12 protein-coding genes are annotated in these 22,836 nt (G+C 53.8%); 10 read left to right on the top strand and 2 right to left on the bottom strand.

Annotation, left to right across the window (positions count from 1 at the left end; all coding sequences use genetic code 11):
- Positions 1-137: 137 nt before the first annotated feature.
- Together PREDE_RS07810 and PREDE_RS07805 are read left to right on the top strand one after the other, a co-directional pair.
- A complete protein-coding gene (locus PREDE_RS07810; protein ID WP_005846255.1) occupies positions 138-1,829 on the top strand; it encodes a putative transporter in 1,692 nt (563 codons plus the stop codon).
- The gene (locus PREDE_RS07805; protein WP_005846253.1) at positions 1,829-3,229 is read left to right on the top strand and encodes a threonine/serine exporter family protein; all 1,401 of its coding nucleotides are present in this window, start codon (positions 1,829-1,831) and stop codon (positions 3,227-3,229) included. The genes PREDE_RS07810 and PREDE_RS07805 overlap by 1 nt, the downstream gene beginning before the upstream one ends.
- Positions 3,230-3,332: 103 nt before the next feature.
- Here PREDE_RS07805 and PREDE_RS07800 read toward each other — a convergent pair whose 3' ends face one another.
- Entirely contained in the window at positions 3,333-6,767 is a 3,435-nt protein-coding gene (locus tag PREDE_RS07800; protein ID WP_005846251.1) for a hybrid sensor histidine kinase/response regulator transcription factor, read from the bottom strand.
- 235 nt (positions 6,768-7,002) lie between these two features.
- Between PREDE_RS07800 and PREDE_RS07795 the strand changes: the two genes are divergently transcribed.
- The 8 genes from PREDE_RS07795 (at position 7,003) to PREDE_RS07760 (ending at position 22,170) form a co-directional block, all read left to right on the top strand.
- On the top strand, positions 7,003-10,098 hold the full coding sequence (locus tag PREDE_RS07795; protein ID WP_015310341.1) for a SusC/RagA family TonB-linked outer membrane protein: 3,096 nt from the start codon (positions 7,003-7,005) through the stop codon (positions 10,096-10,098).
- 34 nt (positions 10,099-10,132) lie between these two features.
- The gene (locus PREDE_RS07790) at positions 10,133-11,740 is read left to right on the top strand and encodes a RagB/SusD family nutrient uptake outer membrane protein (protein WP_005846247.1); all 1,608 of its coding nucleotides are present in this window, start codon (positions 10,133-10,135) and stop codon (positions 11,738-11,740) included.
- Between the two features lie 74 nt (positions 11,741-11,814).
- Complete coding sequence (locus PREDE_RS07785) at positions 11,815-14,901, top strand: glycosyl hydrolase 53 family protein (protein ID WP_015310339.1); 3,087 nt, start codon at positions 11,815-11,817, stop codon at positions 14,899-14,901.
- A gap of 116 nt (positions 14,902-15,017) precedes the next feature.
- Positions 15,018-15,647: a porin family protein gene (locus PREDE_RS07780; RefSeq protein ID WP_005846243.1), complete on the top strand. Its 630-nt coding sequence runs from the start codon at positions 15,018-15,020 to the stop codon at positions 15,645-15,647.
- A gap of 356 nt (positions 15,648-16,003) precedes the next feature.
- Positions 16,004-16,408 carry a heavy-metal-associated domain-containing protein gene (locus PREDE_RS07775; protein WP_005846239.1) on the top strand — a complete coding sequence of 135 codons (405 nt, stop codon included), beginning with the start codon at positions 16,004-16,006 and terminating at the stop codon, positions 16,406-16,408.
- A 24-nt stretch (positions 16,409-16,432) separates the two neighbouring features.
- Positions 16,433-17,710, top strand: coding sequence for a DUF4876 domain-containing protein (locus tag PREDE_RS07770; RefSeq protein WP_005846237.1), 1,278 nt, complete (start codon positions 16,433-16,435; stop codon positions 17,708-17,710).
- Positions 17,711-17,731: 21 nt separating this feature from the next.
- The gene (locus PREDE_RS07765; protein WP_005846235.1) at positions 17,732-20,506 is read left to right on the top strand and encodes a TonB-dependent receptor; all 2,775 of its coding nucleotides are present in this window, start codon (positions 17,732-17,734) and stop codon (positions 20,504-20,506) included.
- The gene (locus PREDE_RS07760) at positions 20,503-22,170 is read left to right on the top strand and encodes a DUF6850 family outer membrane beta-barrel protein (protein ID WP_005846233.1); all 1,668 of its coding nucleotides are present in this window, start codon (positions 20,503-20,505) and stop codon (positions 22,168-22,170) included. The genes PREDE_RS07765 and PREDE_RS07760 overlap by 4 nt, the downstream gene beginning before the upstream one ends.
- A gap of 140 nt (positions 22,171-22,310) precedes the next feature.
- Here PREDE_RS07760 and PREDE_RS07755 read toward each other — a convergent pair whose 3' ends face one another.
- Complete coding sequence (locus PREDE_RS07755; RefSeq protein ID WP_005846230.1) at positions 22,311-22,661, bottom strand: hypothetical protein; 351 nt, start codon at positions 22,659-22,661, stop codon at positions 22,311-22,313.
- Positions 22,662-22,836: the final 175 nt, after the last annotated feature.

Raw genomic sequence — 22,836 nt, 5'->3', positions numbered from 1 at the left:
GGATTTTGTGTGTACCTGCACAAAAAGTCGGCCGCAGGGGGCGGAATGTGTGTTAATCTTTGTACCTTTGCACGACAAAACGTAACGGCAGCACCCGCGCACATACACATCACACATCATATATTGCACAACGCATCATGGAATTATTGAGAAATCTCTTCGAAGGCTTCCCCGAATACTGGGGAGGCGGCGTGTCTCATTCCCTCTTAATCCTGTCGCTGGTCATCTCCCTCGGGCTGATTCTGGGCAAGCTCAAGGTGAGGAACGTGTCGCTGGGGCTCACCTGGGTCCTGATTATCGGCATCGTATTCGGCTATTTCAACATGAACCTCGACCCCAACCTGCTTCACTTCCTGCGTGAGTTCGGGCTGGTGCTCTTTGTTTACTCCATTGGTTTGCAGGTGGGCCCGAGCTTTTTCTCCTCGTTCAAGAAAGGCGGACTGTCGCTCAACATGCTTGTTGTGACGACCATTGCGGTGGGACTGGCGCTCACCGTGGGCCTCCACTTTGCCACGGGAACGCCCATCACGGCCCTGGCCGGCATCTTCTCGGGAGCCGTCACCAATACGCCCGGACTGGGTGCAGCCCAGCAAGCCTACTTCGGACTGCAGGGCGTCGAGGCCCCCGACATCGCCATGGGTTACGCCTTGGCCTATCCGATGGGCGTCATCGGCGTGATTCTCTCGTTCATCCTGCTGCGCTACATCCTGCGCATACGCCCCACCGAGGAGGAGCAGGCGGCCGAACGGGGCCTGGGCCATCTGGAGCAGCTCACCGTTAGACAGTTCACGCTCGAAATCACTAACCAGCGCATCGACGGCGCCACCGTGAAACACGTGCGCGAGCTGGTGAAGCGCCGCTTCGTCATTTCGCGCATCGTGCCCCACGACGACACGGAGCACAACGCTGTGGTAAACGGTCACACCGAGCTGCATCTGCACGACCGCGTGCTCATTATAGCCGCTCCGAAAGACGTGGATGCCATTACGGCCCTGGTGGGCATACCGGTAGAATTGGACTGGAGCCCCTACGAACAGGAGCTGTTGTCGCGCCGGGTGCTCCTGACGCGCCCCGAGCTGAACGGCAAAACACTGGAACAACTCAACGCGAACGGCAACTTCGGCGTCACCGTGACGCGTGTGAACCGGTCGGGTGTGGACCTCGTGGCCTACCCCCACCTGCGTTTGCAGCTGGGCGACAAGCTCACCGTGGTGGGCACGGAACTGGGCATCGGCCACGTGAGCAAGATGCTGGGCAACTCGCTCAAGCGGCTCAACTATCCCAATCTCATCCCCATCTTCCTGGGCATTGCCCTGGGCTGCGTCGTGGCCAACCTGCCACTCATCATCCCCGGCATACCCCAACCCGTCAAGCTGGGCCTGGCCGGCGGCCCGTTTATCGTGGCCATCCTCGTGGGTTATTTCGGTCCACGCTACCATCTGGTGACCTACAACACCATCAGTGCCAACATGATGATGCGCGAAATGGGCATCGCCATCTTCCTGGCGTGCGTGGGACTCGGGGCCGGCCCCGACTTCTTCAGCACGCTGACCGGCGGCGAAGGCCTGGCCTGGATAGGCTACGGACTGCTGCTCACCGTGGTGCCCATCCTGCTGGGCGGGCTCATAGGCCGCTACGGTTTGCACCTGAACTACTACACGTTGATGGGTGTACTGGCCGGCGGCAACACCAATCCGCCCGCCCTCGCCTACTCCAACATGCTGACGACGAGCGACACGCCGGCCGTGGGTTACGCCACGGTGTACCCGTTTGCAATGTTCCTTCGCATCATCACGATACAGATATTAATCCTCCTCTTTTTTGCATAATGGAATCAGAGAACCATCACAACGAACATCTGCTGCGGCACAAGCTCGACCTTCTGGTGCGCACCGGCTGCCTCCTCATGCAGAGCAATGCAGACTGTCCGCGCATCATGCGCAACATGGAACGCTGCGAAGCCTATCTGGGACTGCCCGAAGAGAACGTGCACATCTATCTGAACTTCGACATGATTATGGTGAACCTGAGCGACAAGAACCACTCGTTCTCCAAGTATCAACGCTGCGCGAAGCACAACATAGAGTACACGGTCATCTCTAAAGTAAGCAAAATGCTCTGGACGGCCATCCGCGAAGACTGGTCGCTCGACCGTTACGAGAAAGAGTTGGAGGCCTTAAAGCACGTGAAGAAGAACTATTCGCCCTGGCTCACAGCCTTGGCCGTGGGTCTGGCCTGCGGCGGATTCTGCATCCAGTTCGGCGGCGACTGGACGGCTTTCTTCTATTCCGCCATCGCCGCCATGCTGGGCTTCCGCCTGAAAGGCTGGCTGGGCAAGATGGGTTGGAACGTGTATGTGAACATCGGCGTGTGCGCATTCGTGTCCACTCTCGTGGCCTGGCTGCTGGCTTGGCTCTCTCTGCGGCCGGAGATTGCGGCCGCCGCGCCCGGGTTCCTACTGTCGTCCACGCCGTGGCATCCGCTGATGGCCTGCACGCTCTACATCGTGCCGGGCGTGCCGCTCATCAATTTCGTGAGCGATATGCTAAGCGATTACGTGCGCGTGGGCATCACACGGGCCGTCATTACCCTGATGATGGTGCTGGCCATGTCGTTTGGCATCGCTTTCGCCATCGAGGTGTGCGGCATCGACAACTTCGTGAAAGACCTGAGCATGACGCCTCATCACGACTACCTGACGTTTGCCGCGGCGGCCGCAATTTCGGCTATGGGCTTCGCCACCATCTACAACACGCCTCCCCGCATACTACCCGTGCTGGCCGTGACAGGCATCATCGCCGTGTGCACGCGCAACTTCGTGAACCTCGGTCCCAGCAACGGCAACATCGGTTTAGACATGGGACTCATCGTGGGATCGTTCTGCGGCTCGGCCTTGGTGAGCCTCATCGCCACGCGGTCGGCCCATTGGCACCACATCCCTCACCAGGTCATCGCCATCCCAAGTGTCATTCCTATGATTCCCGGTGTGCTGATGTACCGGTCGCTTTTTGCCTTCATCGACATGTCGGGTGTGGTTGGCGAGCTCACGGTGGCCTTTAACCACGCCATCCATGCCAGCCTCGTCATCCTGTTTATTGCTGCAGGTGTGGCCATCCCCAACATCTTTGTGCGCCGCCTCATCCAGCCCAAGCGCAAGCAAAAGCTCCTGAAGCTCATCAAGGAGCGGCGCGTGAAGCACGGCGAGATGGTGGACCTGTCGAAACTGTAAACAGGCCTTTCGGCAAAATTTTATGGGTAAAGGGGGCCTGTCAAAACCCTATACCCGCGACTTACAAGTAGGGACACACTCTGGGTGTGTCCCTACACTTTGTTCAATGCTTGTTCGTTTTGCCTTCAAGGGGTTCATGGCGACTGCGTCTGCAAAACTTAGTCGGCGTGGTTCCATAGGACTTTTGGAAACACTTTGAGAAGTAACTCGAATTGGTGAAACCGACCATATACATCACTTCGGAAACGGAAAACCTGCCCTCCTTGAGGAGCAGGGCTGCCCGGTTCATGCGGATGTTGCGAATGTATTCCACGGGCGACTGGCCCGTGTGGAGTTTCACTTTGCGGTAGAGCAGTTTATTGCCTATGCCAAGTTCGTATTGCAGCATGGACACATTGAAGTCGAAGTCCATGATATGCTTCTCGATGGTGGCCGTAATGTCGTTCATGAGTCGATTGTCCACCTCGTTTTTGGCCGTGGTCTTCTCCGTAACGTCTGCCGACATGGCTGTGCTCGTGATGGCTTGACGAGTGTCACCATTCGGAATGGAGAGGCAGAAGTCGATTCCGCCCTCGTTGTTGCAGCGGGTATAGAGCTCGCCTTGCATGGCTTGTACGTATTCGCGTGCAAGATAGAGTTCGGTGTTGCTCTCGTTTTTGCCGGCAGAATCATGATTGGCCGGATAGCGCTCGAAGATATGCTGTACATCGTTTTCGGTGAACTTGGGCCGGTCTGTAGTGAGGATGATGAGCAGCCGATCCTCTTTTGAGGCAAGTGTCATGACGACATGGCCATTGCTGATGGTGTTGTTGACGACAAAACGCAGCAGAATGTACATGATAGCGTCGAAACGTACAATGCCTATGGTTTTGTGCAGATGCCGTTCGGGTGCCTCAAACTGCAACTCTATGTTGCGCCGTGCAGCCTGTTGCTGCATGCTGCGAACCATTTGCTGACAGAAGGTGTTGAGGTCAATGTCGTGGACGACAAGGTCGTTTGGCTGCGTCTTCTCGTGATTATTCAGGTCGAAAGCATGGCGTATGAGCGTGTTCATCTGGGTGGCGGCCTGCTGGATGACGCCCAGTCGGCGAATGGTTTCGTCTGTGTGCGTATGCTCAAGAAGCTGCCCAACACCAATGAAAGCATTGGCTATAGGCGTCTTCATTTCCCGTGAGAGCTGATGGAAGAAACGGTTGCGGGCCTCTTGCTGTTCGAGGATGGACTGTCGTTCCTGCTGTTCTTTGGTCAGGTTCCGGCGCACGCGGATATAGCGTTGGAAGCCTAAGACAAGGGCCAATGTGAAGACAAGATAGAGCAACTTGGCCCACCACGCCAGATACCATGGCGGAAGAATGCAGATGGGCAGACGGTAGGCTGTGGCCAGTGGATGGCCCAATCCATCGATAGCGGCTATCTCCAGTTCATAGCTGCCATGGGGAAGCCCGGCAAAATTGAGTTCCAACGAACGGGGATCGAGCTGATACCATGTATCGCTGCTGCCCTTGAGGCGATAAGCGTAGAGCAATCCTACCTGATTCTTATAAGGTATATCGGTGAAGTTGAGGGTGAGATTGTTCTCGGAACTCTTCAGTTGCAGTTTGTCTATAAAGCGCGCATCGTGGTGATAATCGGAGAAATTGGTATTGTTGACCTTGATATTCGTGAGCAATAATCGGGGATGAGCGTTGAGTTGTGACACTATTTTGGGACTGAAAGTGACCATCTCGTCGGTGCCTCCCACATAGAACTCATGGCGTAGCGGGGAATAACAGCTGGCCGACACCACGATGTCGGGCAGTCGGAAGATGTTGACATGCCCGTTGTCATCAATGACACGGCAGTTGAAGCGGCTGAAAGCCCAGATGCGACCGTCGGCTTCTTGCATGCTGACAATGTTCTTATAGAAACCAGAACCCGAGAAATCGTAGGTCACCGGTGCTTTATCGGGGGCATCGTAGCATTTGATTCCACCATCGTAGGCCATCCAGACGCGATGCCGGCGGTCTTCGAGAATACAGTTTGCGTAGTTGTCTGTAACATGGGTAACGCGGTGTGTTGTGGGGTCGATGATGTCGATACCGCTGTTCGACACTGTCCAGATGGTGCCCGAGTGGGTGGGAAGGAGCTTTTGTACATGAAAGCCCGAAAGGCCATGGGGGCCATCGGTATAGTGTTCGTCTGCGACGCATTCGCCATTGGAGGCGAGGAGCTTCTGCTTGCTCACGACAAAGATGCCGCCATCGTAGGCTGCCACCCACAGCCGCTGCCGCGAATCGAGGAAAATATCGTATGCCCAACGTGCACTATGCCGCTTGTTCTTGTTGTAAATAACGAAATTACGCATCTGGTCTTTGGCGTGACGATAGAGGTTGATACCGCCATCGGTGGCCACCCAAATATCTCCTTGTGGATCCTCATACACTTTGCGTATGCGGTTATGGGAGAGCGGATGCGTCGTGTTACCCTGTCTGAACCACGCCTTTTGGGCAGTTCCCCTGCCCGTGGAATAGCGGATGAGACCGTTGGTACCCCCGGCCCAGAGGGTGCCCCGGCGGTCAATGTAGAGCTCGTGCAGGTAGTTGCCCTCGTTGGAACGCATCATTTCGTCGATGCGATAGCGTTTGAATTGCCGTGCAGCGTGCATGAGCGACAGGCCGGCCTCGTTGCCTAACCACAGGTTCTGCTGTTTGTCGATGAACACTCTCCAGATAATATTGTTGCCCAGAGAGAGTGGATTGCCGGAGTCGTGCACAAAATGGCTCAATTTGCTTCCCTCTTTGACATAAAGTCCATTGTCTGTACCTATGACAAGACGGCCCTGTCGGTCTTTCGCCATCGACTTGATGCTGTTTCCTTTAAGCTGGGAGAAAGTTTCAATACGGTTGGAAACAATGTCGAGACTAAGCAGATTGCCTTCGGTACCAATCCAATAACGTGTCCCTTGGTCGTGAGCCAATGAGTTTACGAACACGTGGATGGGATATGTGGTGTAGTTATTGCCCCGCACCATGTGTAGTCCAGAGAACGAGCCTGCCAGTATTCCTTTAGGCGTGAGTTGCAGAGAATAGACGGTTTTTAACGTCGGACAAAGCTGTTGCACGGAGTGATTATCCAGATTATAGGTGAAAAGTCCCTCCATACAGCCAAGGAAGAGCGTGCGTCCACTGGTCACAATGGTGCGTATATCCTTATTTTGAGAAGACTCCGGCTGTGAGAGCGAACCGTGGAGACGGTCGTAGATAAAGAGTCCTTGGTCGCTACCTAAATAAATATAGCCGTCATGGGCAGCAATGCAGTAGGTGTTGAAGTTGGTTCCCGACCTATTGGTGAGACGATGGAAGATGCAATTATACCCATCATAACTGTAGAGCCCATGGCCGGCACCCACCCAAATAATGCCGTCACGGTCTTGCACGATGTTCATCACGCAATTGTTTTCGCCTACAATGATGTTTTGATAGCCCGTTGCAAACTGGGCAGAAAGGTTTGCAGACATGCCTATTGCCAGTAGGAACAGCAGATTTCTCAGATATTTCATCGTGTGGGATTGTTGCGTAGCAAAGATACTAAAAATACGGAAAAGACATAAATTAGACGGTAGAAATATCTCGCGTTGTCTGTTTTATGTTGCAAAAAACCGACGAAATGTCTATTATGTGTTGTTCAATGTCCAAAAACTTATATCGATTTATGCCCTATTTTACATAATTTTGCAACCGGAAGCAAACCTAATTTTATCGTAAACCAACATTAATACCTAACAAATTAAACGTATGAAACATTACTTTGCTTTATTGTGTATGCTGGGACTGCCAATGAGTGCGATGGCACAGCAGCAAGAAGTAACGGGTACAGTCCTCGACGCCAATCGTCAACCGCTGATTGGCGTGACCGTAAAGGTGCCCGGAACTCCAAGAGCTACAGTAACCGACATGGATGGAAACTACAGCATTTCCGTGAACAGAGGTGAAAAACTTGAGTTCACATATATAGGATTTAAGCCTCTTACGGCAACGGTCAATAAGGGCCGTATTGACGTGAACATGATGGAAGACGCCAATCTGCTCGACGAAGTCATCGCAACAGGTTACGGTTCGGTAAGCCGCAAGAACCTCACCACGTCCATTGCCAAGGTGGATGCCGACAAAGTGGTAAAGACCGGAACAACCAACATGAGCCAGATGCTGATGGGGCGTGCGGCCGGATTGCAGGCGACCATGGCCAGTGCACAGCCTGGTGGCGGCGTGAACATGACCATTCGCGGAGGCACCCAACCTCTTTACGTAGTCGACGGAGTGGTGATGCCGACCGGTTCGCTTGAAGGCGGCTCCGGCGGTTCCACCACCGTTATGCCGTCGAGCGTGAACCGTTCGGGGCTGGCAGGCTTGAATCCGGACGATATAGAGAGCATAGAAGTGCTGAAAGATGCCTCGGCTTCTATCTATGGAATCAACGCGGCCAACGGCGTGGTGCTCATTACAACCAAGAGCGGAAAGCAGGGCAAGATGCGTGTGAGCTACGACGGGGAGGTGTCGCTCGTCTCAAATTACAGATACATCAGTTCGCTCAATGCCCGGGAATACATGAGCTATGCCAACCTGTTCAAGAAAGAACAGTACCTGTTTAATAACCAAATGGCCCCTTATGGCCCCAATGCCTACGACGGAGGCAACTCCGACGTGTTCACAGCAGAGCAGATTGCAAGCGCACAAACCACAGACTGGAAGAGCCAAGTGCTGCGCAACGGCAGCATCTCGAGTCACAATGTAACCATTCAGGGAGGTGCCGAAAGACTTCAATACTATGTGTCGGGCAACTACTATCGCCAGGTTGGTACTGTTCAGAACAACGCTTACGAGCGATTTATCTTTCGTTCCAATGTAGCTGCGCAGGTGTTCGACTGGATGAAGATCACGGCCAATGTCAACTATAACCGCAACAACAACAATAACGGTACTGTAGGCGGCACGTCAAACGGGCGCGGTTCTCAGGCTTCGGGTGCCCTGAGTGCAGCCCTCATCTATCCGTCGAACCTGCCGATCTACAACGAAGATGGCAGTTATACCACCTTTATGAGCGTGCCCAACCCGGTGGGAATGCTGGACATGACCGACAGATCGAACACTGACGGCTTCAATGCAAACTTTACTTTCGACTTCACCATCGTTCCACAGATGCTGAAAGCCAAGCTGCTCTATGGTTATAATAAGGAGAATGCAGAGCGCAACGTGTACATACCCTCAACCGTTTACTTCGACCAGATGTTCCGTTCAAGGGGCAGCATGCAGAGCGACAAGCGCGACAACACCACCATGGAAGCAACCATCAGCTTCGACCACAACTTCTTCGGCGATGCCCTGACCTTTAATGCTGTGCTGGGCATGGGCCGCTACCTGAACCACTCCCACGGCATGGGCATCTCGTACAAGGACATCAACGACGCCTTAGGCAACGACAACATCGCTGCGGCCACGGGCGACAAGACCATCGGCTCGTATCGCACAAGCGATGAGAAGCGTTCACAGTTTGCGCGCGTCAGCTTCGACCTGCTCGACCGCTACGTGCTCGCAGCAACACTGCGCCGTGACGGTACGGACAAGTTCTTCAAAGGCAAGAAATATGCTTGGTTCCCATCCGTATCGGCAGCATGGAAGATATTCAATGAAAACTTCATGAAAGACGTGAAATGGGTGAATATGCTGAAGCTGCGGGCTTCATACGGTGTGACCGGCAACGACTATTTGGGGGCCTCGCTCTATGGCGCATACAGTGCATTCGGCAATCATGTGATGTTCGACAACAACACAACCGACCACGTGCCCTACTATCTCGCGAGCAATGACTACCCGGATGTGACCTGGGAGAAGACCGTAATGAAGAACGTCGGACTGGATTTTTCGATCCTCAGAGACCGCGTGAGCGGCAGCTTTGACTACTTCGTGAACGACATTACCAACATGCTGGGTTATGCCAATACCGAAGGTCTGTCCATGTTCAGCACCCATCCCGTCAATGGCGGACACATTCGGCGCTATGGTTGGGACGCTACTGTCAACACCAAGAACATCGTCACTCCGAACTTCAAGTGGGAATCCATGCTGACGCTTTCGCACTACAATTCAATCTGGAAAGAGCGCATGCCGCAGTATGACTATCTGGAGTATCAGCAACGAAAGGACGAACCCGTGAATGCACTCTACTTTTACCGCACCGCGGGCATCGTGAACAGCGACAAGAGCAACATGCCCGCATACCAGCCGACCCTGTATCAGCATCCCGGTTGCCCCATCATCAAGGACCTCGACGGCGACAACGAGATTACGGTCAAGGACGTAGACATGGTGAATGTGGTTCCAGCACTCTACTGGGGCTTCGGCAACACCTTTACTTACAAGGACTGGGACTTGAACATCTTTGTGTATTCGCAGCTTGGACTGAAGAAATACAACTACTCATACGACTGGAGCGACGTGCGCAAACTGGCCAACCAGACCTCCAACCAGAGCACGATCGTGGCTGATGTCTACAACTCGCAGACCAATCCCAACGGCACATTGCCAGGCATTGCCTACCGACTTGCCAGTGCCGCATTGCCGGGCGGCGCGGGCACAGACGTTTATTATCAAGACGCGGGCTTCCTGCGCGTTCGCAACATCACGCTGGGTTACACCTTCTCCGGCACCAACCTCGGCTCGCTGAAAAAGCATATCAGCAGCATTCGCATCTATGCAGACGCACAGAATCCATTCACTTTCACCGATTACAAGAACTTCGACCCCGAGGTAACGACCGGCGGAAGCTACAAGGGCGGCAAGGCCGAGTATCCCATGATACGCACTTTCTCCATGGGAGTAAAGGTTCAATTCTAAAACAACTACGACACATTATTAATATAGCACGACAATGAAAAAGAACATATTGTACATGGCTTTGGCCATGGGACTCGCCGGCACAGGCCTGACCAGTTGCGAAAACAATTTCGACGCAAAGATATTCGGCACGCTGTCCACAACCAATTTCCCGGCTTCGGCGGCCGATTACGAAAGCTATCTGATGGATTGCTACGTGCCTTTCTCCGTGAACTGGGGCTACAACTTCTCTTCATGGCAACACAATTTCTACGTAGCTGAAGGCGGACTTTACCGCATGCTCGACACGACAAGCGACGAAAGCAGCGCCTGGAACATCAGTTCGTTGGGTGGCAGCTGGCAAAAGATGTCGGCCGGGCAGTTCGACGACTTGAAACTTGTGGGCCGCGGTTCGGGCGGCGACCCCAGCCACTACGAGAAAGTGCGCGACATCACCCGGATGACCAAGATTATAGGCGCCATCGAGAATGCCGACGAGAAAGTGCTTCCGGCTGCGACAAAGGAGGAATACCTGGGCGAGGCCCGGCTTTGCCGGGGGCTGATGATGTACTATCTGCTGCACTTCTACGGCCCTGTGCCGGTCATCGTGAATCCGAAAGACGTGGGCAGCAAGGAGGCGGAAGCCAACTTGGTTCGCCCGTCACTCGACCAAATGACCCGGTATATCACCGACGACCTGGAGTATGCCGCCCTGCACGTCAATGAAACCCAGAAAGAAAAGGGACGCTACAATGCCGACTACGCCCGCTTCTGCCTGATGCGCCATTACCTGAACGAGGGCTACCACGAGCAAGGCTACTACCAGAAGGCTTGCGATCTGTTCGGCCAGTTCCATGGCAGCTACAGCTTGTTTGCCGATTATGCCGGCCAGTTCAGGATTGCAAACAAGTTCAACAGCGAAGTAATCATGTCGTGCAGCTGCAGCAACAACGCCACAGGGTCGGGCACTCAGGGCAACTTTAATCCTACGAGCTGGTATGCAGTGCCCGGCGACGCAACGAAATATGACGACAAGGGCAACCCCACTCCGTTCGTGAATCAAGGCGGAGGCTGGGGGCAGTGCTTCAACATCTCGAAATACTTCTACGACACCTTCGAGCCGGGCGACAAGCGCGCGGAGACCATTCTGACCCGTTATTACAGCAAGAACAACCATTGGGTGACGGCCGACCATCTGGGCGACCTCTGGGATGGATTCATCGTTAACAAGTATCCCATCGAGACGTCGACGGCCTTCCAAGGCACTGACTATCCGTTGGCACGCTGGGCAGACGTGCTGTTGCTCTATGCCGAGGCAGACGCAAGGGCCCACAATGCCGTTTCGCAAAAGGCTGTAGACTGCGTGAACCAGGTGCGCCATCGCGCAGGGCTGGCCGACCTCGACGCCGACAAGACCGCCACGGTGGCGGCTTTTCTCGATGCACTCTGCACGGAGCGCGGGCACGAACTCTTCTATGAAGGCTGCCGCAAAATCGACTTGATTCGCTTCAACCAGTACTACACACGTATGAAAGCCAGCGGACGAACACCGTCGAGCGAGTATTTCCCCATACCCGACTTTGCCGTTAATCAGGCCAAGGACGGAGGAAAAGAGCTCACGCAGTACTTCACCCGCGACAATTACGACGGCCCCAAAAGATAACGAACATTGCAACAGCTGGCATTGGGGGCTCAACAACTTATTTGCTATCTTTGCAAAAACCAAAAACTGTATTTATGAAGAAAGCTATCTTTGCACTTTTTCTCATGGCATTGTCCCTGCCTGCATGGGGACAACAGAGGCAAACATTCTGGCTGGGCGCAGACATCAGCGGGACCACCCAACTGGAACACGCCGGAGTGGCGTTGCGAAATGCCCGTGGACGCGTCGCGAATAACGTCTGTTTGCAACGGCTTTATGGCGTGAACGCAGCGCGTTTACGGGTTTGGGTAAACCCCGAAAACGGTTGGTGCGGCAAGGACGACGTGCTTCGGATGGCGCAGCGTGCCCAAGCCCACGGCATGGCCGTCATGCTCGACTTCCATTATTCTGACTCCTGGGCGGACCCTGGACACCAGGACATTCCGGCGGCGTGGCAGAAAATGAGCTATGGCCAGATGCGCAAGGCGCTGGCCCGCCACACTGCCGATGTGCTGCAGGCCCTGAAAAGCCACGGCATCGAGGTGAAATGGGTGCAGGTGGGAAACGAGACAACCCACGGTTTTCTCTGGCCCATGGGCAGGGCCGAGGAGAATATGAAGCAGTATGCCGGCCTCACCCAGGCGGGATATGACGCCGTGAAGTCGGTCTATCCGGAGGCAGCGTGCATCGTTCATCTTGACGGAGGCTGCGACCAGGAGCGTTACGACCGCATTTTCGACGGGCTCAGGCAGTATGGCGCCAAGTGGGACATGATTGGGCTCAGTGTCTATCCTTATTGGGACCAAGAAGCCAAACTTACCTCTTCAGACGAGGAAACGCTGCAAAAGGCCGTGGCCAACATCAACCATCTCTACGCCAAGTATGGCTCGGAGTCGATGATTGTCGAGACGGGTTACGATGCGGACCGGCCCGTGCAAGGGCGCGAGTTCATGAAACGGCTCATCGATGCAGCTGCCCATCAGACGAACGGGCACTGCCATGGGGTGTTCTACTGGGCTCCCGAACTCGAAGGCCAGTACAAACTGGGGGCATTCCGCAATCATCGTCCCACGGTCATCATGGATGCTTTCAGGGAGGCGGCAACCATGGTGAATGCCCGGCCAGCAGTGACGTGGGACGGCCTGAGCCTCATGATAGACGGCAAGCGCGTGGCACCCGTGATGGGCGAAATTCACTACAGCCGCATTCCCGCCGAGGAATGGGCCCGCGAGGTGCACAAAATGAAGCTTGGCGGAATCACGATGATAGCCTGCTACGTGTTCTGGAACCATATAGAAGAGGTGGAAGGACAATACGATTGGAGCGGCCGGCGCAGTCTGCGCGACTTCCTCGAGGTGTGCCAGCTGGAGGGCTTGCCCGTGATTCTGCGGCTGGGGCCGTTCTGTCATGGCGAGGTGCGCCATGGCGGCATTCCCGACTGGGCGTTGGAGCGTGGGGTGAAAATGCGCTCGGAGAATCCGGAGTTTCTCGAAATGGCCAGAAACCTCTATCGCCAAATCTTCACGCAGGTGCAGGGATTGCAGTGGAAAGACGGCGGGCCGGTCGTTGCGGCACAGTTTGACAACGAGTACGGCGGGCATGCTTCCTATCTGCTTTCGCTGAAGAAGATTGCGAAAGAGGTAGGTTTCGACCTCCCGTTCTATACGCGCACGGGCTGGCCCAAATTGGCCGACAAGATGCCCTACGGCGAGATGATTCCGCTCTTTGGCGATTATGCCGACGGTTTCTGGGACCGTTCTGTCGAGGAAACCGCCGGAAATTACTGGCAGGCATTCCATTTTCAGCCCAGCCGGGCCAACGAAAACATCGGCTCCGAGCAGATAGACTACGGCAGGCAAGTCGCAGAAAGGGAGAATGCCGACCTGCAATACCCTTATTTCACCTGTGAATTGGGCGGCGGAATGATGACGAGCTTCCACCGCAGGGTATATCTCTATCCTGCCGATGCCTATTCCATGGCAATGGTAAAGCTCGGATCGGGAAGCAATCTGTTGGGTTATTACATGTATCACGGCGGCACGAACCCCGACGGCAAACTCACGACACTCAATGAAATGCAGCGTACCATAGCCACCAACTATAACGATCTGCCGGTGAAAACCTATGATTTTCAGGCTCCCTTGGGCGAGTTTGGGCAGGTGAACCCCCACTTTTTCAAGTTGCGCAAGCTGCATGTGTTCATGCGCGACTTCGGCGAGCTTCTGGCCCCGATGGCGGCCGCGTTCCCTGAAGATGCGGTGTTCCGAAAGGGCGACGACTCGAAACTACGCTGGAACTACCGCCATGACGGCGACAAGGCCTTCGTATTTGTGAACAATTATGAGCGGCTGCAGGGGCTCTCGGCCAAGCAAGGCGTGCAGTTCACGGTTTGCGGCGTGACCTTTCCACAGCGCCCAATGGTGGTGCCCGCAGGTGGAGTGGCTGCCTTTCCCGTGAACCTTCGGCTTGGAGACGTCCGTTTGAAGTATGCAACAGCCCAGCTCCTGGCCCGGCGTGAGAGGGCAAATGGGCGCGTGGCCTATTATTTCTTCCAGCCTGAGGGCTTTGCAACAGAGTTCATGGTGGACGGCAAACTGCTGGGCAACGTCCGTCCTCAAGGCACCAAGAAAGCCATATACAAGCGGGGGAACACCGATTTCTATCTGCTTGCAGCGGCAGAAGCGGAAAGTTTTGACCTCGACCTGGACTATCTGAAGCTGCATTCGCCCGCGGCACTGTCCGTGCTCGATGAGCATGCAAGGACTGTCTTGCCGCAGAGCCCCGGCGTGACGGTGGCCGTGACCAAGGTTCGCGAGGCCAGGCCTGAACGCTCCATCACGGTCGGAGCGGCCGGTGTCGCTGAAGAACCGACGGATGAAGACTTTGAGCACGCTGCGGTTTATCTGCTGGATCTCTCCCGGATAGGCGATTGGCACAGCGGCCTGAAAGTGCTCGACATTGAATATCAGGGAGACGTGGCCCGGTTGTACTGTGATGGAAAACTCCTCGACGACAACTTCTACAATGGCCGCCACTTTCAGTTTGGGCTCTGGCGCGTGCCGGAAAACTGCAGGCAACTGGAACTCCGCATACTTCCATTGCAGAAAGACATGGAGGTGTATTTCCCCCAAGAAGCCAAGCGCGAATTGGGCGAGAAAGTGATTTCGGTGACCGTGAAATAGGAATTCGCGCCATCCTGCCCCCCTCCCCTTTCACAAATAAAAAGTTGAAGAAAACAGACTGTATATAAAAAATTCAGTATCTTTGCGGAGTAAAACCTTATAAAACCCAACCAAAGATGAAAAAGAAACTATTGATTGCAATGCTTTTTGCCGGAATGACTTGCCTCTCGGCCTCGGCACAAGTGAAGTTTGGCGTGAAAGGAGGTCTGAATCTGACCGGCCTCCATTACACTTTCGACGACTATGACGATATGAAAAATCAAGCGGGATTCTTCATCGGCCCGACGGTCAGGGTGGGTTTGCCGCTGGGATTTGCCGTCGATGGCTCCGTGCTCTACGATCAGCGGAGCACGAAAATTACCCCGAACGTTGTGGGCGGCAAGATTTATTCCACAACCATCAAGTTGCAACAAGTAGTGGTTCCCGTCAACTTGCGCTATGGCAGGTCACTGGGCCATGCGGTGGAAGCATTTGTCTTTGTCGGTCCGCAGGTTGGCTTCAACGTCGGTGACAAAACCATCGGGACTTGCTATGGCGACTGGGATTTCAAGAAAGCGACCGTCAGTGTCAACATGGGCGTGGGCGTGACGCTACTCAAGCATTGCCAAGTGTCGGCCAACTACAATCTTGCCTGCAGCAAATCGGCCAATATCAACATCAACAAGAATCTGGGTGGTACGTGGGAAAAGACTGTAGGCAACGGCAAATTGAGTGCATGGCAAATCAGCGTGGGCTATTATTTTTAACTGAACGTAGCGTCGTTCTCCTCCCCCGCAAAAGTCCAATACAAAACGGGAAGTGAACATTGCAGGTCTGCAAAAGCCTCAAGCAAACGGGAAATGAGCTTTGCAGACCTGCAAAAGTCTCAAGCAAATGGAAAGTAAATTTCGCAGACCTGCGAATTGTTGTACGGCTTTCCCTTTTTGAAACGGCACATGGGCAACGTGTCATGATGCCCACGTGATGATTGTTGTTGGATCATAAAAAAGCATTATACGTCACCACCATTGGAGAGAAAAAACCTAATTTTTAGGTATTGTGTATTCCAAAGGATGGGCGTAACTTTGCACCGCAACTAACAACCCAACAACATAATAATAAAATGAGAAAGATTGTAATGATGATGCTTGTCACCATGTTCGCCATGAACGTGCTGGCAGAAAACGTGAAATTTAAGGTAAGCAACATGCACTGTCAGAACTGTGCAAACCGAGTAGAGAAAGCCCTGAAAGCCAACAAGGCCGTCAGCGAGGTGAAGGTCAATCTCGAGTGCAAGGCTGTCAGCGTAAGCTATGATGCGGCAAAGACCAACGTGGAGGCACTGCAAAAAGCACTGACCGATGCCAAGTTTGAAGCTAAAGTCGCCACGTCATGTGACAAAAAGGAAGGTTGCAAGCACGAAGGCAAGGGCGGTGAACATAAATGCAGCAAGAAAGAGAAGCAGCAGAAAGCCGGCGAGCACAAGTGTGGAGCCGGAGGTTGCGGACACGACAAGGAATCCAAGTAAACTCTAATTATAATTTAATACCGTATGATGCGATTAGTAAAATTTGCATTGGCAGTGCTCATCTGCCCAATGCTGCTCGCCTCTTGCTCTGAAGACGAGGCTGAAAAGAAGATTGATGTGACGTTCAACGCCATTCCCAAGGTTGCAGGAGCACTGGATGTAGCGACTTTGGCAGGCACACCCGTCAAGTTCACCGAGGTGCGCAGCCAGAACACAAGCCAGTTCCCGCTCGACGCCAACGGAAAGGCGGTCGCCTCTCTGCCGATGGGTGTCTATAACATCGCCATAGAGAAAGACGTCACCAACGCCCAGGGCGAACATGTGGTGATCTCGCTGCGTATGGAGAATGTCAATGTAAACACTTCTGGACAGGCAATCGACGGCTATGTGAACTCGCTGCCGGCCAGTGCACTTGGCAAGGACTTCATCTTCAGCGAGGTGTTCTTCAACGGCGAGACCAACTCGGGCCGCATGATGCACCCCGACCAGTACATCGTGCTGTTCAACCCGACGGAGAACGTGCTTTATGCCGACGGCGTGAGCATTGGCGTGACCATGCACATCTCCTGGCAGAACAAGCAGCTGTGGTACGACAAATATTATCCCAACCAGGTGCCCATCGGCGGATTCATCACCGTCCCGGGCAGTGGCAAGGATCATCCCGTGCAGCCCGGCGAGAAGCTGGTAATTGCTTTCACCGCCATCAACCATTCTGAAGTGGTGAAAGGCGAGATTGCCTACGACCACGCCGTAGACCTGAGCGGCGCCGACTTCGAGTTGTACGAAGGCCCCGATTCCAAGGACGTGGACAATCCCAATGTTCCCAATGTGCTCCTCACGGAGAACGGCGACTCCTATGGATTCTTCCTCCATCCCCGCGGCTACGTGTCGCCGGTGATGTTCCGTCTGGAAAATGGCTTGCAGTCTACCATCGACGCTTTCGTCAAGAGCCATACCACGTTGTCGAAGACTCATGTCAAGGCAACCGAGACCACTCCGGAGGGCGACATCGACATTCATATCCTCGCCATAGAGACGGAGAAAATCATCGATGGCATTCAGACCAGCGACGTACCGCAGGACGTAAAGACCCGCGTGGTACCGGAGATTGTGGATCGCGGCAAGTTCCTCGTCAACGGATGTCACCGTCAGGAGCTCTGCATCCGCAAAGAAATCAAAGTGGGTGACAAGATTTTCTACAAGGACACCAACAACAGCGATGAGGACATGCAGAACGTGAACGAGCGAAAGGCTGCCGGACTCACCCAAAACGCATTCCCCATTGGCTGGAGAAAGAAGTAAGCCGGCAGTGGGAAACAGCAAATGAACACTTTGAAAAAGAAAATTCTCCTTTTGACCCTTTCCCTGCTGTGCATGGTGACCGCTGCCGTGGGGCAGACCTGTACGGTAAAGGGAATGGTCATAACCGACCACGATGGCGAGGCTGCAAGCTTCGCCATCGTCAGTATCCAGAACCAGGAGCTTCGCACCCGATCTGACGTCAACGGATACTTTGAACTCCGTAACGTCCCGGTGGGCAAGCATGTCGTCGAGGTGGAGTGCCTAGGCTATGCCAAGTTGAAGCGCCAGTTCACAGCCACAAAGGATGTCAGTCTGTCGCTCCAACTTCAAAGTAGCAGTTTCACCCTGCCGGAGTTTGAAGTGATGGCAAGGAAAAGCCGCAAGGGAAAGGTTGTTGTCGACGAGGCTGCTCTGGAGTACATCCAGCCCACCTCGCTGGCCGACGTGCTGCTGCTGTTGCCCGGCAGCGTGTATAAAGAAAACAACCTGACACAATTCTCACAGATCAGCAGCCGCCAAGTGGGCTCCGATGCCAACACCTCGCTGGGAGTGGGAATCGTCACCGATGGTGCCCCGGTCACAAACGACGGCATCCGTTCCCAGCTGGTGGGCGTCACCGAGGGCAGTGGCAGCTACGACCGTGAGGTGCGCAGCCGCACGGGCATCAACCAAGGGGCCGACATGCGAATGATTTCCACCGACCACATCCAGAGCGTAGAGTTCACGCGCGGCATCTCGTCTTCCCGCTACGGCAACCTTTCAAGCGGTATGATAAGTATCTCGTCGAAGCACGGCGTAACCCCACTGCGCGTCCGCTTGAAGACCGACCTGAAGAACAAACTCTTCTATGCAGGGAAAGGCTGGCGGCTTGGAGAAAAAGCCGGTACGCTCCACGCAGGCATCGACTACCTGCGCTCCATCGATGACATCCGCGAGGAAATGGACAAGTTCTCGCGACTGACGGGACAGCTTTACTATAATAATAAGGTAAGGTTCGGCAATTACAGCCTCGACCTCGACGGGCGGCTGAGCCAGACCGTTACCGCCAGCAAGATGAAAAAAGACGAGCTGACCTATGAGTATGACGAGTCCTACAAGGCCGACTACAGCCGCACGGCCCTGATGATGAAAGGAATGCTCACACTCGGCAAGGCGTGGCTGAACCAACTGGAACTAGTCATGTCTGCCGACTATACCCGCGACAAAATAAGCCGCCACCGCATGGTCATATCGGGTTCAGGCCCGCTGAACACGCCGCTGGCATACGAGGAGGGTGAGCACGAAGGCATTTATCTGCCACGCAAATACTACAGCGACTTCTATATCGACAACCAGCCTGTAAACATCTATGCCCAGCTAAATGCCGTATCACGCATTCAGCTGCTGAAGAATACGATGCTCAATCTGCAATACGGGGCAGAATATACCAACGTGAAAAACCACGGAGCGGGTGCCGTCATCAAAGACGAGACACGTCCGCCGTTCCCCTACGACAACTCGTATATGCGCCCGAGACCAAACTGGGCAGTGCCTGCCTTGGGAAATGGAGCGGCTTATGCTCAGGCCGACTTTATTTACGATGACAATAATAAAAATATCCTGCAACTCTCCATCGGAGGCCGCGCTTCCATGCTGATGAACCTGCCCCACGATTACTATCTGCATGGCTATGTGTTGACAGACCCGCGCCTGAATCTCTCGTACACCATAGGCAAAACGTTTAAGAACACCTTCCGCATAGGCTATGGCGAGGAAAGCAAGACGCCTACGCTTGACTATCTCTATCCCGAGAAGCTCTACAAGGACTTCTACATGCTCAACGCCTATACCGTCGATCCCCAATACCGCCACCTCATCACATACACCAATGTCTACGACGTGGCCAATCGCGACCTGCGTGTCAACAAGAATCGAAAGATGGAGGCCGGATGGGACATAGATTATCATGGCTTCAGCCTCTCGCTGACGGCTTTCTACGAAAAGTCGGACGCGGGCTTTGAGTACTTCACGGAGTACCACCCGCTGACCTACGACCTCTACACCACTTTGAAACCCGGCGTGAGCATTGAGGGGCGCATCCCCCAGAAAAGCGATTATATACAAGAACAGTACAGCATTTTCACCACGTCGCAACAGGTCAGGAACTCCAGCAAGGTCATCAAACGGGGAATAGAATACCGCCTGATACTGCCGAAAATCAAGCCGCTGCTCACGACAATAGAGATTAACGGCGCTTACTATCAGACCGACTACGCCTCGTCGCTGCCGCTCTACTATTACCCTGCCGTGAAGATTGGCGGCAAGGAATATCCTTACGTCTGCATCTACGACAACGGTGCCAAGAACCAGTACCGCCGTCTGAACTCTAACATCTGGCTCAACACGCATATTCCGAAGTTCAAGCTGTTTCTGACGAATTTCTTCCAAGTCGTGTGGCTCAACACCTCGCAGTATAAGGATAACCACGACTACATTCCCACGGAATACATCGACATGCAGGGAAACCGGCTGCCGGTAGACGAATCGGTCCGGGCGCGCATCGCTGCCGACGACGGAACGTTCCGCTATTTCCGACGCACAATCCTGCCCGTGAAATATGCCCGTAACGAAAAGCCCATATCCCTTCTCTGGAATATCAAGGCTACCAAAGAGTTCAACAAAGGCACCAAGTTGTCGTTCTTCGTCAACGGTCTGCTCGATGTCAGCCCCAAGTATCTCTCGGGCAGCAAGATTACCCAGCGCGAGTGGCACGACCCTTATTTCGGGCTCGAACTATACTTTAATTTCAATTTATGATACGCAACATACGAATATACCTCCTCGCCTCTGTCTTGCTTGTCGGCCATCAACTTTATTCCCAAAGACTGCCCGACCGGGTGAACTACAGTCTGTCACCATCCGAAGACCGCTGGCTGTCCACCCATTCCGACTTCACGCTGACCGCTGCCAAGACAATCTACGCAAATCCGGCTTTCACGCAATGGCACAAACAGAGCGACACCACTTTGTTCCGGCGCTCGGCCATTGTTTACACAGGATTGGCAGGTGCCGACACCAAGGGCGACTTCATTCCTTACGAGGGCAACGGCAGCACAGACTACCGCGTAGGAGCCTACGGCGAATACACCTTGCCCCGAAGCGGAACCCTGTCGGGCCGCATCCAATACGCCCAAGGCAAGCACCGCAACATCGGCTGGAGTGCCATGCGGCTGCCAGAACTCTATTTCCCATATATATCTACCGATTCCTGCGGCGGAGACTTTAAGTTTGACACTTACTTTGCAGAAGGCAACTACGCATTCACGCTCGGCAAATGGACTTTAGGCGCAAAAGCCTCCTTTTACGGTGAGCAGGCTTATCGGCTGACCGATCCGCGCGCCTTGAACAACACCACATGGCTGCGCTTCAACGCCGGCGTGGCGCGACAAATGGGGCACAATCTGTTGTTGTTCGATACCGGATATGGCCGCAACAAGCAGCACATGCAACTGCGCTATTGGCGTCCGGGACAGCAGGACCGTTTCTTCGTCTGCTACGGTTTCGGGCTTTACGACACCCGCCAGAGTGGAGTATCTTTCGGAAAATCACGCATGTACTACATCGACGAGCTGAACACGCGGGTGCAATACCTCTCATCCCAGGCCCACCCCCTGCGCGTGCATGCCGCGCTGGGCTATTCTTTCGACCACATGAAGACGGAAGAGAGCGACATCTACAACCTCTACGAGTCGCGTAGCCACCAGCTCTCGCCACTCATCCGTCTGATATTTGACCCTCAAAACGACTGGCAATTTGAACTGGCCGCCGCGGGCGACATCACGATGCGCAAAGGCTATGAGAACATCATTGAGGAATATCTGATCGACAAGGAAAACAACATTTATGATTTCCGCACCATCGATACCCGCCAAAACTACGTCCGCAACACCAGCCGGCTTTCTTCCGCACTGAAAGCGTCCAGACGGATGGGCCGTGTTGAACTTAGCCTACAGGGAGGTGCAGCAACCGAAAGTTATGTGGAGAAATACAAGGCTGACAACCACCATATCCGCGTTTGCACCCTGACACCCCATGTCAAGCTGGGCATCGACTGGCAGGGAACCAAGGAAGACATCGCCCTGAGCATGCTGTATGCCCGCCAACACGTAGCCGACAATGACTACAACGTGTCTTTTCAGAACCAACAGATTGCCCATCTTGACTTTCAGCATGCCTTTGCCCCCTATGCTTTCCGCTGTGCCGAACTCGACAAGGTGACGGCAAGCGTCACTTGGCAGCACCGGATGAAAAAGATGGACGTTGGTCTGAATGCCAAGCTCTATTTGGCCAATGGCAGACGGAAAGACGATGTGTCCTACAGCGAAGCCATCGGTTTTCCCTCTACGGCTCCGATGATTCGCGCAACGCCTGACAAGCATCAGGAACATTGGGCATCCCTAACGGCATTCGTTTCTTTTTGATTGTCTCCAGGTTTCTTGCTGTTTAGCCCGGCATCCATGGAAAATTCTTTCCTCTACCATTTATGAGTCAATCACAGTTGTTATAAAAACATACACATGCTTAAAAAAGAAAGCACATCAATAAAGACCTCATACAGAGTCTATTTATTCCGAGAATCATTCTCGAAAGTTATCATCGGACAGGAATAAAGAGCCAACGAACCTTTGATGCCATAATTGCTGCGTGGCGTGCAAAGCTCCAAGAAATCCTGTTTTACGTAGATACACATTGCATCCAAATCGACAGAACACTGCGTATTCTCCATCAATTGCTGAAGCCCGATAATCACCATCTCGCCCGCTTTCAATGAGAACATATGATTATTGTCGATGCGGTCGAGCGTTTGCAGATTCATGCTTTCAACCTCCCTTATTTCCTTTTTAGCCGGTGTACAGGCACTTGCGCCCAGCGCACCCAGCAGAATCAATGCAAGCGATAAAATCTTTTTCATACGTCTTCGTCTTTGGTTTACCGGTATAAATATACGGCGATAAAACGGAACCGGCCTTACACAAAAGTCGCTTTTCCTTTCACTTTTCGGCAGAAAGCATCAAGGCAAACCGTCTGAAACATCACCAACCGATGCTTGCGCCTTGAAGATATGCCTTGCAACGCATTGTTACCAA

Origin of the sequence: Prevotella dentalis DSM 3688 (assembly GCF_000242335.1) — a bacterium.
In the GTDB taxonomy this organism is placed as follows: Bacteria; Bacteroidota; Bacteroidia; order Bacteroidales; family Bacteroidaceae; genus Prevotella; species Prevotella seregens.
Note: the sequence above shows the minus strand (reverse complement) of the source record. Positions and strands in the feature narration are given on the sequence as shown.

Bases quoted from the DNA above. Each gene is read 5' to 3' on its own strand.
- PREDE_RS07810 (WP_005846255.1), top strand. From the start codon at position 138: ATGGAATTATTGAGAAATCTCTTCGAAGGCTTCCCCGAATACTGGGGA.
- PREDE_RS07805 (WP_005846253.1), top strand. From the start codon at position 1,829: ATGGAATCAGAGAACCATCACAACGAACATCTGCTGCGGCACAAGCTC.
- PREDE_RS07800 (WP_005846251.1), bottom strand. From the start codon at position 6,767: ATGAAATATCTGAGAAATCTGCTGTTCCTACTGGCAATAGGCATGTCT.
- PREDE_RS07795 (WP_015310341.1), top strand. From the start codon at position 7,003: ATGAAACATTACTTTGCTTTATTGTGTATGCTGGGACTGCCAATGAGT.
- PREDE_RS07790 (WP_005846247.1), top strand. From the start codon at position 10,133: ATGAAAAAGAACATATTGTACATGGCTTTGGCCATGGGACTCGCCGGC.
- PREDE_RS07785 (WP_015310339.1), top strand. From the start codon at position 11,815: ATGAAGAAAGCTATCTTTGCACTTTTTCTCATGGCATTGTCCCTGCCT.
- PREDE_RS07780 (WP_005846243.1), top strand. From the start codon at position 15,018: ATGAAAAAGAAACTATTGATTGCAATGCTTTTTGCCGGAATGACTTGC.
- PREDE_RS07775 (WP_005846239.1), top strand. From the start codon at position 16,004: ATGAGAAAGATTGTAATGATGATGCTTGTCACCATGTTCGCCATGAAC.
- PREDE_RS07770 (WP_005846237.1), top strand. From the start codon at position 16,433: ATGATGCGATTAGTAAAATTTGCATTGGCAGTGCTCATCTGCCCAATG.
- PREDE_RS07765 (WP_005846235.1), top strand. From the start codon at position 17,732: ATGAACACTTTGAAAAAGAAAATTCTCCTTTTGACCCTTTCCCTGCTG.
- PREDE_RS07760 (WP_005846233.1), top strand. From the start codon at position 20,503: ATGATACGCAACATACGAATATACCTCCTCGCCTCTGTCTTGCTTGTC.
- PREDE_RS07755 (WP_005846230.1), bottom strand. From the start codon at position 22,661: ATGAAAAAGATTTTATCGCTTGCATTGATTCTGCTGGGTGCGCTGGGC.